Origin of the sequence: Pantoea sp. ANP04, assembly GCF_041982285.1 — a bacterium.
GTDB classification, from domain to species: Bacteria; Pseudomonadota; Gammaproteobacteria; order Enterobacterales; family Enterobacteriaceae; genus Pantoea; species Pantoea eucalypti.
The window spans coordinates 416,287-431,235 of sequence record NZ_JAUTYS010000002.1; the positions used below are offsets into that span (position 1 = coordinate 416,287).

Below are 14,949 nucleotides of genomic sequence, written 5' to 3' on the forward strand. Positions count from 1 at the left end.
AATGTCTGCTGGTCACACCGCCCGGCTTTTTATCCCCGTAACTAACGCGCCGCTTGCTGCAGGCACCTCAACCAGTGAGAACTGCCTGATAGCCTCAACGCTAAAGTGCATGATGAAACCAGCAACACAATACTGCTGCACATCCTTCTGGCGGGTTTTAAAAAGTCTGAGAGAAGTGCACATGAACCTGCGCTGAAACGACTACAAAACGATCTGACACTCATCCTCGTCCAGAAAGAGATCAGTAACAATCTGACAAGAAAATTCCTTTCCTCATCACTACTGACTTAAACAATCTCAGGCTAGTTTATCCAATTAAAATGGATATACGGAGCCGCTAAACGTGTTTACATCCTCTCTGAATCATTCAGCATGCGAGCTTATAGTTATATTGACGTTAGGGCTGGCAGTTTCCATACCCAATGCGAACGCGGTTAACGCTGAAGAAAACCAGCAGATTAACGGTCTTGTCAGAGAGCCACTCATGCTACCTGTGACTTTACCAGAGGGTAAGCCAGCACTCCTGGAAGCTTTCGTGACGCGACCCGCCGGAGATAAACGCTGGCCTGTTGCCCTTATCACCCACGGCACGGCGGAGACGGCTGAGTTCGATCGGCTGGAAATGAACCCGAACTGGATGTCAGGAATGGCACTGGCATTCGCCCGGCACGGCTATGCGGCGGTGGTCGTTATGCGTGAAGGTTACGGGTATTCAAGCGGCGGTGCTGAATATACCGGCAGTACCTGTGTTGAGCCGCGGCATGATCTTGCCGGAAAACGGGATGCTGAAGACCTGCTGGGAGCGCTCAACGCTATCAGGCATGAGCCCTGGGCATCCCATCATTCAGCCATTCTCGCCGGGATGTCAGCGGGTGGTTTTGGCGTCCTGGCTACGGGGGCCCGCCAGCCAAAAGGGGTTCAGGCAATCATCAACTTTGACGGCGGGCGGGGTGCCGGAAAGGGTGGGTCGTTGTGTGACAGAGCCGGGTTACTTAAAAGCTTTGCTTCCATGGGCGCCACTTCGCGCATTCCTTCGCTTTGGCTCTATTCGCAAAACGACACATTATTCCCGCCTTTCACCGGCATCTCTTTTTTCCATTCTTATACTTCAGCAGGTGGTCTCGCCAGCTTTATCGTGATGCCACCTTATGATACTAACGGTCATACTTTTATAGAATCCGCACCTGAAGAGTTCTGGTGGCATCCTGTCGCTGAATTTCTTCAGAAACAGCGGTTGGCATACAAGTCGATAGTGGCGACACGCATTGAAAGACTGCCTCTGCCGCAGACTCTCAATAGCGCCTCAGGAACCTTAGCATTCAGAAAATATGAATCTGCACAGCTTTATGAAAAAGCATTTGCTACCGATGTCAGAGGTGTTTGGGGAGTGTCTTACCGGGCGCGCACAACGAAAGATGCTGCTGCGAGGGCGCTTAGCAACTGTCAGATGTATGAGCATACCGCGAATGTGAAGTGCAGGATTTATGCTGTCAATAACACCCTCATGCCGTGATAAAATTAAATGGGTCAGTAACGTGATTCCTCGGGTGGAATGAACGTCTCTGCATATTGCGGATGTATTCTCATTGATCAGGTTTACAGGAAGGGTGTACGGCTTAATAAAGACACCTTCCCATGACCGGGATGTTTAATAGGCAAAAAAGGAATAGATGTGGAAGTAATTGCAGAACTGTGTCCTCCAGAGGAATGGGAATCAATGGTGAACATTTTTACTGAAATGGAAGAATACTATTACGGTAAAGGAATTATTCATGAGTCACTGTTGAAAAACTATCTTCATACTCAACTGTTCAGCACACTCTCTGGCACACAGGTCATCAGGGCGCGCTGTGGTACCCACATCGTTGGGCTGGCCTGCTGCACTATTCTTTATCCTTCTCCCCGGTATAGCGGTGAGTTTCACATCAAAGAACTTTTCGTCTCTCAACATGAGAGAGGCAAAGGGATTGGTAAATTACTCATGCAGTTTATGGCGCAACTTGCCCTTAAGCAGGCGTGTCTCAGCCTGAGCTGGAACGCAGAAAAATCCAACCATCGTGCAAACCGTTTTTATCAGTCACTCGGCGGAAAGATCAACGACAGTATCGTGAGTTATTCTCTGCAGGGTGACTCCCTGAGAACACTGGCTACTGAAGGTTAATCAGATCCTCACAACGCTGACCTGAAGAGAAGATAATCGATAGCACGCTTTCATGAGTTGTCAGCCGTTTTCAGGGAGGTCAGCACGATCGCCACGGGTTGATGGATGCGAAATCACAATAAATTCCACCGGAAACCTGGTGTCATTTCTGGCCTGATGCTTTGCTCCCGGCGGGATTTCGAGTCCTTGCTGAGCCTTGATGTCATGTTTCTCACCCTCTGACTCCATGGTAAGAACACCACTGAGTACAAAGAAAAATTGTCTTGAGACGGCGTGCCAGTGGCGTTTTTCAGACGTGCCTGGTGGCATCTTTTCATGAATGACCAGCATGTCCTGGCGATTTAACAGATACCAGCCGTCGCATTCTTCACCCCATACATAGTGCTCTGCGTTTTCCTTAGAAATCATCCTTCTCATCCTTTTAGCCTGAATCTAATGAGCGCCTTCAGGATGAGATACAGCACTGAGTGAGTCATGTCTAATCTTTGACACTCAGAATTACGCTGCTGGACTTCCTTCCTTAAGCGTTACCGCCAGAACATCCAGAACGTTACGTGCTGCAACAGTGCCCATCTTCACGTAAGAGTTATCACTGACGCCGCCGATGTGTGGCGACAGAATTACGTTCTCAACATTCTGCCAGATATGTGGTGCCGTGAGGGGTTCTGAGTGGAAACTGTCCAGTGCTGCCCAGGCCACGGTGTCATTCTTCAGCGCCGCGCTCAGCGCGTCATCATCAATGAGTCCGCCGCGTGCGGTGTTCACCAGAATGGCGCCTTTTTTAAACAACGCCAGTTTCTCGGCGTTAATCATCTGGCGCGTCTGTTCGGTGAGCGGGCAGTGCAGCGAAATGACGTCAGACTGTTGCAGCAAATCGTCAAGTGAGGAGGACTCACACTCATCAGGGAAGGTTTTGGCAAAAGGATCATAGGCGAGAACCTTCATGCCAAAAGCCCGGCCAATGCGGGCAACGCGACCACCAATTGCGCCCAGCCCCACCAGTCCCAGTGTTCTGCCTTCCAGCTCAATGGACTTATGGGTGGATTTATCCCAGTATCCCTGACGCATACGCTGATCCAGCGTTATCACCGATTTGGCGCAGGCCAGAATCAGCGCCCAGGTATGCTCGGCCACGGCCGCTGCGTTGGCACCCGGCGCGGACTGGACACTGATATGGCGTTCTGCCGCTGCTTTTTGATCAATAACGTCAATACCGCTGCCATGTTTGGAAACCACCCGCAGGGCAGGTGCGGCGTCCATGATGCGGGCGTTGATTTTACCGTAGCGGACGATAATCCCCACCGGGTTGTGCTGCTGGCAGAGCTGGAATAGCGTGTCTTCGTCAGGTTGGTTGCCAGCATAAACGATGCGGAATTCAGTCAGCAGATTCAGCGCCTGCGGTGCCAGATCGTTGCCGGTCACCAGAATGACGGAAGATGATGTTGTCATCACAGTGTCTCCCCCTCGTGCAGCATGCCTGCGATTTGAAGCGATTTCTCTAACCAGGGTGCGCGCAGGTCGCCATCACGAATGGCTGCAATGCGGCCGGTCTCAAAATCCAGTTTTTTCTGTGCCAGTTCGAGCAGCACCGGAACGGCTTCACGCGGCAGAACCACCACGCCATCAATATCACCAATGACAAGATCGCCTGGCTGAATGGCTGCGCCCGCCACAGAAACAGGGAAGTTAACGCGTCCCGCAACAGATTTAGTCGGGCCGCAGGGATTCAAGCCTGCAGAGAAAACCGGGAATCCGTTTGCGCTCAGTGAATCGGCATCACGCACCGCACCATCAATAATGATTCCGGCGATACCAGACGCTTCAGCCTGAGTGGACATAATTTCCCCGATTAAGGCACAGCTGATATCGCCTTTGCCATCGACAACAATCACATCACCTGGCTGAGCAATTGCCAGTGCGGCGTGAATGGCGAGGTTATCGCCTGGCCTGACTTCAACGGTAATTGCCGGTCCGGCGACTTTCATCGTCGGGGAGACAGGTTTAACGCGACCATGCAGCGTTCCACGTCGTCCGGCAACATCAGCGAGTATCGCTGCCTGATACTGCGCAGCCTGTTTTACGAGCTCTGGCGCGACACGGACAATATCGCGATTGATAAAGGTATTCTCTGCATTAGGCATAAATCATTCCTCGTTTGTTTTACCAGGTACAATAAGGTTGTACAATATAAAACAACTATATCTATGTTAATTCCGATCGCACCAGTGTTAAGCGTTCATTTGTGATGTAAATACGATGTGAATCACAAATTGCGCGGTAAACTGCCTGCCGTCGCACACAGGAGGACGTACCGATGGGGAATGAAGGCGTAATTGCCGTAGAAAAAGCGCTGGCGCTGCTGGATTGTTTCAAACCTGGCGAGGAGTCGCTGACGCTTACCGCCCTGGCGCAGCTGTCGGGCTACCATAAAACGACGGTTTATCGCCTGATGAACTCACTTGAGCGCATGAACTATGTGATTCGCCGCGACAATGGCGTTTACACTCTGGGGCCCAGACTGCTTTATCTGGGCAAGCTCTATGAGCAGTCCTTCCATCTGGCGAGTATTGTTCAGCCTGAACTGCATGCACTGGCGACCGCGACGGGCGAAAGTGCCTCATGGTATGTGATGGAAAATGAGCAACGACTCTGCCTTTTCAGAGCCGAGCCGTCGGAAGGTTTACGCGAAACGCGCCTGCCGGGCACCTTTCTGCCGCTGGATAATTCTGCTATCGGACAGGTGCTTCGCTACTGGGGTCTGAATGAACCTCTGTTTGACACTGCGCCTATGCTTCCCCTGTTCACGTCAGGTATACGCGATCCGCATATCGCGGCGTTCTCAGTACCGGTGTTTGGCGAAGGTGACAAACTGATTGCGGCGCTGGCACTGACCGGGCCCGCATCACGCCTGACGCAGACAACGTGTGACGGTGGGTTGGGTAAACTGATGAAAGAGGTGGCCAGCAGGCTTTCGATTAAATCAGGCGCGCACAAAGTGATGTGCGATAATTTTTATAAAATTTAGCGGTCAGCTTAACCCGCCTGCAGCGAGGCTTTTATGCACGGATTTAACCCGCCGGCGTTTAAAACCTCGCTCTTGTCATGAAAAAATCCCCACTTCCCGACCTCAACATGAATTTCCTTCATGTTCGTTGAAATTTAATCACTTTTTTTCAACCCGGCGTTGAGGCATAAAGTAAGAATTGTTAATAACTTTGAGTCATATGAATGCTTGTAAAGGGATAGTAACGCTGGAAAAACCCTTAAAACAACCATTCATCTCAGCGACCAGGATACCCGATAGCGATGAACAATTTAGCCTTTACCCTCAAGCGCATTCGTTTCGACGAAAACTATAATCCTTCGAAAAATACGCGGGCGACGACTAACTTCGCTAATTTAGCGCGCGGCGAAAAACGTCAGGAAAATCTGCACAACGCCCTGGCGATGATCGACAATCGTTTCAACGCGCTGGCGCACTGGGACAATCCTAAAAGCGATCGCTATTCTGTTGAACTTGAGATTATTTCTGCTGAGCTGAATCTTCGCCCGGAAAGTTCCGACGAGCTGTTCCCGGCGATTGAAATTCTTAAAACGCACATCGTGGATCATCAAACCGGTCAGCGCATTGAAGGGATTGTCGGCAACAACTTCTCATCCTATGTGCGTGATTATGATTTCAGTGTCGTGCTTGCAGAGCACAATAAAGGCCAGTCAGAGTTCAGTCTGCCAGATGATTTTGGTCAGCTGCACGGCAATATTTTTAAAAGCTTTGTCAACTCAGCGGCCTATAAAGAGAGCTTCAGTAAATCGCCGGTTATCTGCCTGAGCGTGTCGAGCAAAAACACCTACGTGCGCACCGGTAACCATCATCCGGTACTGGGCATCGAATATCAGCAGGATGCGCCTTCCCTGACTGACGTTTACTTCGGAAAAATGGGTCTGAAAGTGCGCTTCTTCATGCCGCAGGGCAGTGTTGCGCCGCTGGCCTTCTACTTCCATGGTGACCTGCTTAGCGATTACACCAATCTTGAGCTGATCAGCACCATCAGTACGATGGAAACGTTCCAGAAAATCTATCGCCCGGAAATTTATAACGCCAATTCTGCAGCCGGACAGTGCTATCAGCCCACGCTGCAGCATCAGGATTATTCATTAACCCGCATTGTTTACGATCGCGAAGAGCGCAGCCGACTGGCCGTCGAGCAGGGCAGGTTTACTGAGGCGCATTTCATCAAGCCTAATCAGACACTTCTTGCACAATGGTCTGCTGAATTCGTTCTTTGATTAATTAAAACCAGAAGGTCACCTGCTATGAAAACCTTATTACCGACATCCACCGCGGGCAGCCTGCCTAAACCTTCATGGATTGCGCAGCCAGAGGTGCTCTGGTCACCCTGGAAATTGCAGGATGATGAGTTAGTTGACGGCAAAAGAGATGCGCTGCGTCTGTGTCTGGACGATCAGGTTCGTGCCGGTATTGATATCGTCAGTGATGGCGAGCAAACCCGTCAGCACTTCGTGACGACGTTTATTGAGCACCTCAGCGGTGTGGATTTTGAAAAGCGCGAAGTGGTCCGCATCCGTAATCGTTACGACGCGAGCGTCCCGACCGTGGTGGGTGAAGTCTCACGTCAGAAGCCTGTGTTTGTTGAAGATGCGAAAATCCTGCGCAAACTGACCGATCGTCCTATTAAGTGGGCGTTGCCGGGGCCGATGACGATGATCGATACCCTGTATGACAATCACTACAAAAGTCGTGAAAAGCTGGCCTGGGAATTCGCAAAAATCCTGAATCAGGAAGCCAAAGAGTTAGAAGCAGCAGGCGTGGATATCATTCAGTTTGATGAGCCTGCGTTTAACGTCTTCTTCGATGAGGTGAATGACTGGGGTATTGCTGCGTTAGAGCGTGCCATCGAAGGTCTGAAATGCGAAACCGCCGTTCATATCTGTTATGGCTACGGCATTAAGGCGAATACCGACTGGAAGAAAACGCTGGGTACAGAGTGGCGTCAGTATGAAGAGGTATTCCCAAAACTTCAGCGTTCGGCTATCGATATCGTTTCACTGGAGTGTCAGAACTCGCGCGTTCCGATGGACCTGATCGAGCTGATTCGCGGTAAAAAAGTCATGGTCGGTGCTATCGACGTGGCAACCCATGAAATTGAGACACCTGAAGCAGTGGCAAACACGCTGCGCAAAGCGCTGCAGTTTGTGGATGCTGAAAATCTCTATCCTTCTACCAACTGCGGCATGATCCCGCTGCCGCGTCAGGTGGCCAATGGCAAACTGCATGCGTTGAGTGCCGGCGCAGAGATTGTCCGCAGAGAGATTCTGGGAAAATAAACTTTTCCTGAGCAGGCTCAGTCCGGCTGGCGATTCGCTAGTGAGAAACCAAAAGCCGGACTGAGTAGTATTCCCTGTGCTGGGAGTGGGTTTGCACAGGGATACGTGTCAGCATTAAAATTACGCTACTACCTATCTTCTGCACCTTCTCTTTTCCCGCCAGCCTCATCGTTAAAATATCTTCTGCCCTGATCCCTTACTCATATCGTCATGTTATATCTGTTGTTAAAGCTGATATTGTCAGTCAATCATCAGGTAAAAGGATCGAAGATGAATACAATATTTGAGTGGCGCCATAACCATTATCTGATCAGTACCGACAAGAAAAAATCAGACCAAAAGGCTAACCGGGAGAACTATATCTGGACGATTACGCGGCCTGATATCTATGCCGGGAATAATCGTTAAATAACCACGGCTGAACAGCGATAATCCGTTCAGATACAGCGCGGTGTAAATACATCATCAAGCATGGATGTCTGCCAATAAACGGATCAGACTGGCCGCAGGACGATCACAGCGTATCGACACGCCTTGCTGGTGTTATTTCTGAAGACACAATCAGCCGGATCGCCCAGTTCCAGACAGTCGCCAGCCGCCATTTCATACGTGCTGGAGCCCGCTTCGAAGGTCAATGACCCTTCCAGTACCCATATCAGCTGACGTCTCGAAATATACGAGATAGCGGGCATCGGCACAGCGGTATTGGCGGGCAGTTCGACACTGACCAGATCGACCGGCATCTCACCCGGTGAAACGTGCCGACGCAAATAGCCGGTTTCAGGATCCTGCCATACCGGCTGATTTTCGTGCCTGACCAGCGTTCCTGTCTGAACTTCGGTCTGGGCCAGAAGCTGCGAGATGCTCATGTCAAAAGAGCCCGAAAGCCGCGCTAACAGCACTGCCGTCGGGCTGCTCTCTCCACGCTCAATTTTGTGGATCATCGCCCGCGATACACCGGAGTGACCTGCAAGGTCAGTCAGTGACCAGCCGCGTCTTTCTCTTTCATCTTTAACCTTTAATCCGATCCGGATATTCAGGCTATCTTCTTTACTGGACATTTCATCTAACATAATGGATAACTATCATTGTGTACAATTCATCTACTTTAGTGAATGGGCAAAGGGGTGTCTACCATGATTATTCGTGCGGCTATTGAAAGTGATGCTGATGTGATTGCTGAGATTTATAACGATGCGGTGCTTAACACCACGGCTATCTGGAATGAAAGCAGGGTAGATGTCGCGAACCGCATCGCATGGATACACAGTCGTCAGCAGGCGGGTTTTCCTGTGATAGTGGCAACGGACAACGATGAAAGCGTGCTGGGATATGCCTCATTCGGTGACTGGCGGCCCTGGGATGGATATCGCCACACCGTTGAACACTCTGTTTATGTTCATAATCACGCGCGGGGACAAGGCATAGGTGATGCCCTGATGCGGACGTTAATTCAGCTTGCCTGTAAGAGCAAAAAGCACGTGATGGTGGCGGGCATTGAATCGGAAAATGTAGCGTCAATCACACTGCATAAAAAGCTGGGCTTCACGGAGGCGGGCACCATGAAAGAAGTCGGCAATAAATTCGGGCGCTGGCTGGATCTGACATTTATGCAGTTGCGTCTGGATGACCGCAAACATCCATGACTATCACTGCCTGAAAGTTAACGCGCGCATGTGATGGCGGACATCCTTTGGAGGCTGAACGACATCGTGTGAATGAATTGTAAATTCATACACCAGCCGATATAACAGACGGATAACCACGCATCACCGAGGCAATGATGGCGCTTTCACACGAGTTAGTCCTGATATTCACCACCTATCTTGTCGCCACGGCCAGTCCCGGGCCGAGCAATATGGCCATAATGGGCACGGCAATGAAAAAGGGCAGAGGTGCCGCACTGGCGCTGGCGGCGGGTGTCGTGAGTGGTTCAATGATCTGGGCGCTGCTTGCCGCCTGCGGTGTGCTGACCGTGCTGGCAACCTTCGCCCAGTTACTGATTGCGTTAAAAATCGGCGGTGGCTTGTATCTGCTCTGGCTGGCCTTTAAAGCGGGCAAATCAGCATTACGTCGCACGGAAGCCAGTGACTTTACCGCCAGCGATGATCGTGTAGCTTATGGCAGACTTTTCCGGCAGGGAATACTGATGCATATCGGCAATCCTAAAGCGATTCTCACCTGGGTAGCCATCATGTCATTTGCACTGAAGCCGGAAGGGATGGCGTCAACGCTACCGATCATTATCTGCGGCTGTGCGGCCATTTGCATGTTTGTCTTCGGCGGATATGCTCTGCTGTTCTCAACTGCCGTCATGAGCGCCTTTTACCGTCGGATTCGTCGAGGACTCGATGCGCTGTTAGCCTGCTGCTTTGGTCTGGCAGGGTTAAAACTGATATTCAGCCGCAACTCGTGACCTTTAATGATGAGTGATAGAATTTTGCTTCTGGCTTAAAACCTGAAATGATCGGGTAATTTCAGAATCCCCACTTACAAGGCAAAAAAATGCAAGGCGCATGTCTCTGCGGAACCGTGACTTTTGAACTATCGATTACACCCAGGCACTTTTATCGGTGCCACTGTTCACTCTGCAGAAAGCAAAGCGGAACCGGCTACAATCTTGCAACGCTGGTGAATGAGACAGACTTTAGCTGGCTATCCGGTGAAAGCCAGCTCGCTTCCTGGCGTAAACCGACCGGTTATCGCAACGATTTTTGTTCCAGCTGTGGTTCGACCGTACCTAACGCGCTGCGTGACAGGCCCTATATCTGGATCCCGGTGGGTTTACTCAATGAACCTGCCGATATGCAGTGCATCGGAGATTACTGTACCGATGACGCGATGCCCTGGGACACAACCTGTTCAGAGACAAATCATGCCGGGCCTGTTGAGTCGCTGAATGCGCTATTGGCGAGCTTAACGTTACTGGATTAATAACAGCAGCCATGGTCAGTTATTCGTAACCGTTAAACCCCAAAATTCCAGACAGGCATTCACATCAGTTGAAGAATGCAGCAGAAGTTTAGGGAGCCTGACATCGTCATAAAGTTTCTTATGGCGCTTTCTGTTCTTTGGGGCAGTAAGGATAATATATTTCAGCATATCCAGGGTTATATGCTCTTTGCGTATTCCGAGACCGCCAACTCGCGGCGTGAATGAGTAGCATCTGCGAATATACCGAAACAGCGCGACTGGCACTTTTACATCCAGAAGAATGAATCCGGTGGCGCGCGCGAGACGTTCTTCAATACATTTTGTGTAATTCCCATCCATTACCCATTTTTCCTGACTCACCGCGGCAGCGTGCAAGCGGAGAAATTCAGCCGGTGCTCTGGGAATCCATTGGCTTCCCGGAAGATGGTGAAGTTGATCCAGATGAATGGCAGGTAATGCTGTTTTGTGGGAAATAGCGTCCGCTAAAGTCGATTTTCCGCTGTTCGACGGGCCCATAATACAAATGCGCGGTCCGAGCGCGTCTAAAGAAAGTAATGTGGTCACAATATTTTCCGGGATTATTCTGTCAGGAAAAAGATAAATGAGTACAGCTCTGATAGCCATCCGCATACCGCAATGATGAGATTTAACGGGTAAAAAGCGTGTAAAAACGCCACCAACGGTAAAGGTCCGGGAACAAAAAGCACAGATCACACATTTACAAATTTAAATGTGTAAATATAATGGCGCCTCTTCACACATCAGAGGACTTTTTGTTATGCCGTCACTTTTTACCCCCCTGAACCTGGGCGATCTCAAACTTCGAAACCGCATTGTCCTGCCGCCGCTGACGCGTTGCCGCAGTGAACAGCCGGGCAATATTCCCGGCGAGATGATGGTGGAATACTACCGTCAGCGTGCCGGTGCGGGACTGATGGTCACTGAAGGCACCCAGATTGAGCCTCGCGGGCAGGGCTATGCATGGACGCCGGGGATCCATAGCGACGCGCAAATCGCGGGCTGGAAAAAGGTTACAGAGGCGGTACATCAGGAAGGTGCCACCATTTTCTGCCAGCTCTGGCATGTTGGCCGCGTGTCACACAATGAACTTCAGCCAGGTAAACAGCCACCGGTAGCGCCTTCAGCCATCGCAGCCGATAACGTCCGGGTATTTATTGAAACCGGGCCAGGCGCGGGGATACTGACCGCACCCAGCGAGCCACGGGCACTGACCACAGAGGAAGTTAAAGAGATCGTTGCGCTTTACCGACAGGCAGCGGAGAACGCCAAAGCAGCCGGTTTCGACGGCGTGGAACTGCATTCCGCTAACGGCTATCTGATTAACCAGTTTATTTCAGAGCATACTAATCTGCGTACGGATGAATATGGTGGCTCAGCGGAGAATCGTCTGCGCTTCCTGCGTGAAGTCGTTGAGGCCGTCAGCTCGGTCTTTGGCAGCCATCGCGTGGGCGTTCGGTTTGCCCCTCTGTTTTCGAGTACTGACGAAGAGCGCGTTTATCTCGGTCTGGTTGAAAGCGATCCCCATGCCACCTACATCCGTGCCGCTAAACTGTTGAATGAACTTGAAGTCGGTTATCTCTCCATTGCCGAAGCGGACTGGGATAATAGCCCGGACATGCCTGAAAGTTTCCGCGTTGCGCTGCGGGAAACATTCCGCTCTCCGATCATCTATTCCGGTCGTTACACGGCTGAAAAAGCGCAGCATGTACTGGAAAAAGGCTGGGGCGATCTGTTTGGTTTTGGTCGTTCATTTATCGCTAATCCTGATTTGCCTGCACGCATTAAATCAGGTCATCCGCTGAATGAGGTCGACCACGCTTCTCTGTATGGCGGCACGGAGAAGGGTTATACTGACTATCCTGTTTTTCAATCCTGATACTCTGTGAGGCGGCATGTCCCCCGAAAATGCCCTGAAGTTACTGTCCAATCCAACCCGAGTGGCAGTGCTGAAGTGGCTTAAGCATCCTGAAGAAGCGTTTGCGGGCTATACCCAGCTCTATCCCTTCGATCAGTATGGCGTCTGTGCCAGCCTCATACAGGACAAGGCGGGCTTATCACAGCCCGCCACGTCGTTATGCCTGAAAGCACTTCACAGTGCCGGGCTGGTCGAAGCCAGCAAAGTGGGCAAATGGACCTATTATCGTCGTGCTGAACCGCGTATTCGTGAAATCACCGACGTGCTGACACAATCACTGCAGGCGCTGTAAGGCGACTGCAGTTTAAACACCCTCTCATTGCCTACTGCTAACGCATTGCATTTGACTCTGGCGCAAAACCTTGCCTGTCCCCTAAAATTCTTAGCAGCCATCCTGTGCGCGCTTGACGAAGCTGCCCGCTTCACTTACAACTAAACCCGTCAGGGGAGTCTCGCCAGAGAGACTGAGAGGCTAATAGCGCATCGCGCGGCTTAGCGACCCTTAGAACCTGACCCAGTTGATACTGGCGTAGGAAGACGGGTATCGCATCAGATACTTGCCGCAGGGGCGCATGCACGACGCCTCTGCCTTTTCCCTCCGTATCACGGGTCTTCGTTAACGTATAACGAGGCCAAAGTGAAATATCTCATCCAGAATCTCTCTCTTCCTCGCCGGTGGACATCATGAGCCGCTGGTCGGTGCTTGGCAGTGGCGTGGCCGGGCTGTGCGTCGCCACACTGCTGATGGAGCGGGGCGAAACCGTCGAAATCATTACGCAGCCTGACTGTCGTGCCGCCTCACACTGGGCGGGTGGCATGCTCGCGCCCTGGTGCGAAGCGGAAAGCGCGCCTCAGCAGGTGATCGATTGGGGCCAGCACGCTGCAGGCTGGTGGTCGCAACGTGTTGATGGCGTGGAACAGCAGGGTACGCTGGTGGTTGCGCCGCCGCGTGATAGCCGCGAACTGACGCGCTTCGCCAGCATGACGGAAAAACATGAGTGGGTCGTACCGGGTGATATCGAACCGGCGCTGGAAAATCGCTTTGCCCGTGGTCTGTATTTTGCGGCGGAGGCGCATCTCGATCCCCGCCTGGCGTTGCAGCAACTGCGTGACAAATTACAACAGGCTGGCGTGCCCTTACACAGTGGTGAACCCACCGGCACCATCATTGACTGCCGTGGCATTCACGCCGCGGATCAGCAGCCCGCGCTGCGCGCCGTACGGGGTGAAATGCTGATCCTCCAGACGCATGACGTTCAGCTCTCCCGTCCTGTCCGGCTGCTGCATCCTCGCTTTCCCTGCTATCTGGTGCCCCGAGCAGAAGGGCACTTCATGCTGGGTGCCACCATGGTCGAAAGTCACGACAGCAGTCCGATTAGCGCCAGAGCCATGATGGAGTTGCTAAGCGCCGCTTACAGTCTGCATCCGGCGCTGGCTGAAGCGCGGATTGTGGAGAGCGGCACCGGCCTGCGCCCTGCCTATCAACAGAACCTGCCGGAGGTTCGTTTTGAGAATGGCCGTTTTTCGCTCAATGGGCTGTATCGCCATGGCTTTTTGCTGGCGCCGATCATGGCTGAAAACCTCATGCTGCAACTGACTCAGGAGATGACTCATGCGAGTTCAACTTAATGGACGCACGATTGAAACCGATGCAGGCACGCTGGCGGAACTGCTGCAGGAGCAGCAGATCGACCCGCGCTCCGTCGCCGCCGCGCTGAACGGTGAGTTTGTGCCGCGAAGCCGGTATGCCAGCCAGCAACTTGAGGCGGGTAATCAGCTGGAAATCCTGTCACCGATGCAGGGAGGTTAATGATGTTCTATCAATTTGCGCCGCAATCCCGCTTTCTTCTGGGTACTGCTGGCTATCCGTCTCCCGACATTCTGCAGCAGGCGATCGACGCCTCAGGTGCAGAAATCATTACTGTCAGCCTTCGACGGGAGGGCAGCGAAGGGGGTGCCTTCCGCACGCTACTGCAACAGCTCAACAAGCGCATTCTGCCGAATACAGCCGGTTGCCACACGGTAAAAGAAGCCGTGACAACGGCGCAAATGGCGCGTGAACTGTTCGACACGCCATGGATCAAACTGGAAGTGATCGGCCATGCTGACACGCTGCAACCCGATCCTTTTGCACTGGTTGAAGCCGCCCGCATCCTCTGTGCTGACGGTTTCCAGGTTTTTCCCTATACCACCGAAGATCTGATTGTCGGTGAAAAATTGCTGGAAGCGGGTTGCGAAGTGCTGATGCCCTGGGGCGCGCCAATTGGCTCCGGTCAGGGGCTGCGCAATATCGAAGGGCTGCGCACGATGCGTGCGTGGTTTAAAGATGTGCCGCTGATTATCGACGCAGGTATCGGCTCACCCGGTCAGGCGGCGCAGGCTATGGAGATGGGTTTCGACGGTGTGCTGCTCAACACAGCGGTGGCAAAAGCAGGCGATCCGGTGCGGATGGCCGGTGCGTTTGCTGCTGCGATTTATGGTGGACATCAGGGATTCCAGGCGGGCCTGATGGAGCAGCGTGATATGGCCTCTGCCTCTACGCCCATTTTTGGTCTGGCAGAGTTCTGAGGAG

At 52.1% G+C, this 14,949-nt stretch carries 19 protein-coding genes and 1 riboswitch; of the genes, 14 read left to right on the forward strand and 5 right to left on the reverse strand.

Going from position 1 to position 14,949, the window contains the following annotated elements; all coding sequences use genetic code 11:
- Positions 1-343 precede the first annotated feature (343 nt).
- Both Q7C21_RS04415 and Q7C21_RS04420 read left to right on the forward strand, forming a co-directional pair.
- Positions 344-1,513: an alpha/beta hydrolase family protein gene (locus tag Q7C21_RS04415; RefSeq protein ID WP_375150443.1), complete on the forward strand. Its 1,170-nt coding sequence runs from the start codon at positions 344-346 to the stop codon at positions 1,511-1,513.
- Positions 1,514-1,672: 159 nt separating this feature from the next.
- Positions 1,673-2,161 carry a GNAT family N-acetyltransferase gene (locus Q7C21_RS04420; protein ID WP_375150444.1) on the forward strand — a complete coding sequence of 163 codons (489 nt, stop codon included), beginning with the start codon at positions 1,673-1,675 and terminating at the stop codon, positions 2,159-2,161.
- Positions 2,162-2,221: 60 nt separating this feature from the next.
- Here Q7C21_RS04420 and Q7C21_RS04425 read toward each other — a convergent pair whose 3' ends face one another.
- The 3 genes from Q7C21_RS04425 to Q7C21_RS04435 form a co-directional block, all read right to left on the reverse strand.
- Positions 2,222-2,569 (reverse strand): cupin domain-containing protein, encoded by a 348-nt coding sequence (locus Q7C21_RS04425; RefSeq protein ID WP_375150445.1) that lies wholly within the window; start codon positions 2,567-2,569, stop codon positions 2,222-2,224.
- Positions 2,570-2,659: 90 nt separating this feature from the next.
- On the reverse strand, positions 2,660-3,610 hold the full coding sequence (locus Q7C21_RS04430; protein ID WP_375150446.1) for a hydroxyacid dehydrogenase: 951 nt from the start codon (positions 3,608-3,610) through the stop codon (positions 2,660-2,662).
- Positions 3,610-4,302 (reverse strand): RraA family protein, encoded by a 693-nt coding sequence (locus tag Q7C21_RS04435; RefSeq protein WP_375150447.1) that lies wholly within the window; start codon positions 4,300-4,302, stop codon positions 3,610-3,612. Before Q7C21_RS04435 ends, Q7C21_RS04430 begins: the two co-directional genes overlap by 1 nt.
- A 173-nt stretch (positions 4,303-4,475) precedes the next feature.
- Here Q7C21_RS04435 and Q7C21_RS04440 point away from each other — a divergent pair, with 173 nt between their 5' ends.
- From Q7C21_RS04440 to Q7C21_RS04455, 4 genes are all read left to right on the forward strand, one after another.
- On the forward strand, positions 4,476-5,186 hold the full coding sequence (locus Q7C21_RS04440) for an IclR family transcriptional regulator (RefSeq protein WP_008924761.1): 711 nt from the start codon (positions 4,476-4,478) through the stop codon (positions 5,184-5,186).
- Between the two features lie 281 nt (positions 5,187-5,467).
- Positions 5,468-6,448: a DUF1852 domain-containing protein gene (locus Q7C21_RS04445; RefSeq protein ID WP_003851596.1), complete on the forward strand. Its 981-nt coding sequence runs from the start codon at positions 5,468-5,470 to the stop codon at positions 6,446-6,448.
- A gap of 27 nt (positions 6,449-6,475) precedes the next feature.
- The gene (locus tag Q7C21_RS04450) at positions 6,476-7,507 is read left to right on the forward strand and encodes a methionine synthase (protein WP_003851594.1); all 1,032 of its coding nucleotides are present in this window, start codon (positions 6,476-6,478) and stop codon (positions 7,505-7,507) included.
- Between the two features lie 270 nt (positions 7,508-7,777).
- Complete coding sequence (locus Q7C21_RS04455; protein ID WP_197066375.1) at positions 7,778-7,915, forward strand: hypothetical protein; 138 nt, start codon at positions 7,778-7,780, stop codon at positions 7,913-7,915.
- 86 nt (positions 7,916-8,001) lie between these two features.
- On the opposite strand, the gene Q7C21_RS04460 is transcribed toward Q7C21_RS04455, so the two are convergent.
- The gene (locus tag Q7C21_RS04460) at positions 8,002-8,580 is read right to left on the reverse strand and encodes an XRE family transcriptional regulator (protein WP_008924759.1); all 579 of its coding nucleotides are present in this window, start codon (positions 8,578-8,580) and stop codon (positions 8,002-8,004) included.
- A 63-nt stretch (positions 8,581-8,643) separates the two neighbouring features.
- Between Q7C21_RS04460 and Q7C21_RS04465 the strand changes: the two genes are divergently transcribed.
- The 3 genes from Q7C21_RS04465 to Q7C21_RS04475 all read left to right on the forward strand — a co-directional run bounded on the left by Q7C21_RS04465 (position 8,644) and on the right by Q7C21_RS04475 (position 10,441).
- Positions 8,644-9,153 (forward strand): GNAT family N-acetyltransferase, encoded by a 510-nt coding sequence (locus Q7C21_RS04465; RefSeq protein ID WP_008924758.1) that lies wholly within the window; start codon positions 8,644-8,646, stop codon positions 9,151-9,153.
- Positions 9,154-9,290: 137 nt separating this feature from the next.
- A complete protein-coding gene (locus Q7C21_RS04470) occupies positions 9,291-9,923 on the forward strand; it encodes a LysE family translocator (RefSeq protein WP_008924757.1) in 633 nt (210 codons plus the stop codon).
- An 89-nt stretch (positions 9,924-10,012) separates the two neighbouring features.
- A complete protein-coding gene (locus Q7C21_RS04475) occupies positions 10,013-10,441 on the forward strand; it encodes a GFA family protein (RefSeq protein ID WP_033762485.1) in 429 nt (142 codons plus the stop codon).
- A 15-nt stretch (positions 10,442-10,456) separates the two neighbouring features.
- Here the strand turns inward: Q7C21_RS04475 and Q7C21_RS04480 are convergent, their stop codons facing one another.
- Positions 10,457-11,005, reverse strand: a complete 549-nt coding sequence (locus Q7C21_RS04480; protein WP_375150448.1) for an AAA family ATPase — start codon at positions 11,003-11,005, stop codon at positions 10,457-10,459.
- A gap of 214 nt (positions 11,006-11,219) precedes the next feature.
- Between Q7C21_RS04480 and Q7C21_RS04485 the strand changes: the two genes are divergently transcribed.
- From Q7C21_RS04485 to Q7C21_RS04505, 5 genes are all read left to right on the forward strand, one after another.
- Positions 11,220-12,338, forward strand: coding sequence for an alkene reductase (locus tag Q7C21_RS04485; protein WP_187513049.1), 1,119 nt, complete (start codon positions 11,220-11,222; stop codon positions 12,336-12,338).
- Positions 12,339-12,354: 16 nt separating this feature from the next.
- Positions 12,355-12,669: a helix-turn-helix transcriptional regulator gene (locus Q7C21_RS04490; protein ID WP_008924754.1), complete on the forward strand. Its 315-nt coding sequence runs from the start codon at positions 12,355-12,357 to the stop codon at positions 12,667-12,669.
- A gap of 141 nt (positions 12,670-12,810) precedes the next feature.
- Positions 12,811-12,930, forward strand: a riboswitch (TPP riboswitch).
- Positions 12,931-13,061: 131 nt separating this feature from the next.
- The gene (locus Q7C21_RS04495; RefSeq protein WP_008924753.1) at positions 13,062-14,006 is read left to right on the forward strand and encodes an FAD-dependent oxidoreductase; all 945 of its coding nucleotides are present in this window, start codon (positions 13,062-13,064) and stop codon (positions 14,004-14,006) included.
- Positions 13,990-14,187, forward strand: coding sequence for a sulfur carrier protein ThiS (thiS, locus tag Q7C21_RS04500; protein ID WP_003851578.1), 198 nt, complete (start codon positions 13,990-13,992; stop codon positions 14,185-14,187). The genes Q7C21_RS04495 and thiS overlap by 17 nt, the downstream gene beginning before the upstream one ends.
- A gap of 2 nt (positions 14,188-14,189) precedes the next feature.
- Positions 14,190-14,945, forward strand: coding sequence for a thiazole synthase (locus tag Q7C21_RS04505; protein ID WP_003851577.1), 756 nt, complete (start codon positions 14,190-14,192; stop codon positions 14,943-14,945).
- Positions 14,946-14,949: the final 4 nt, after the last annotated feature.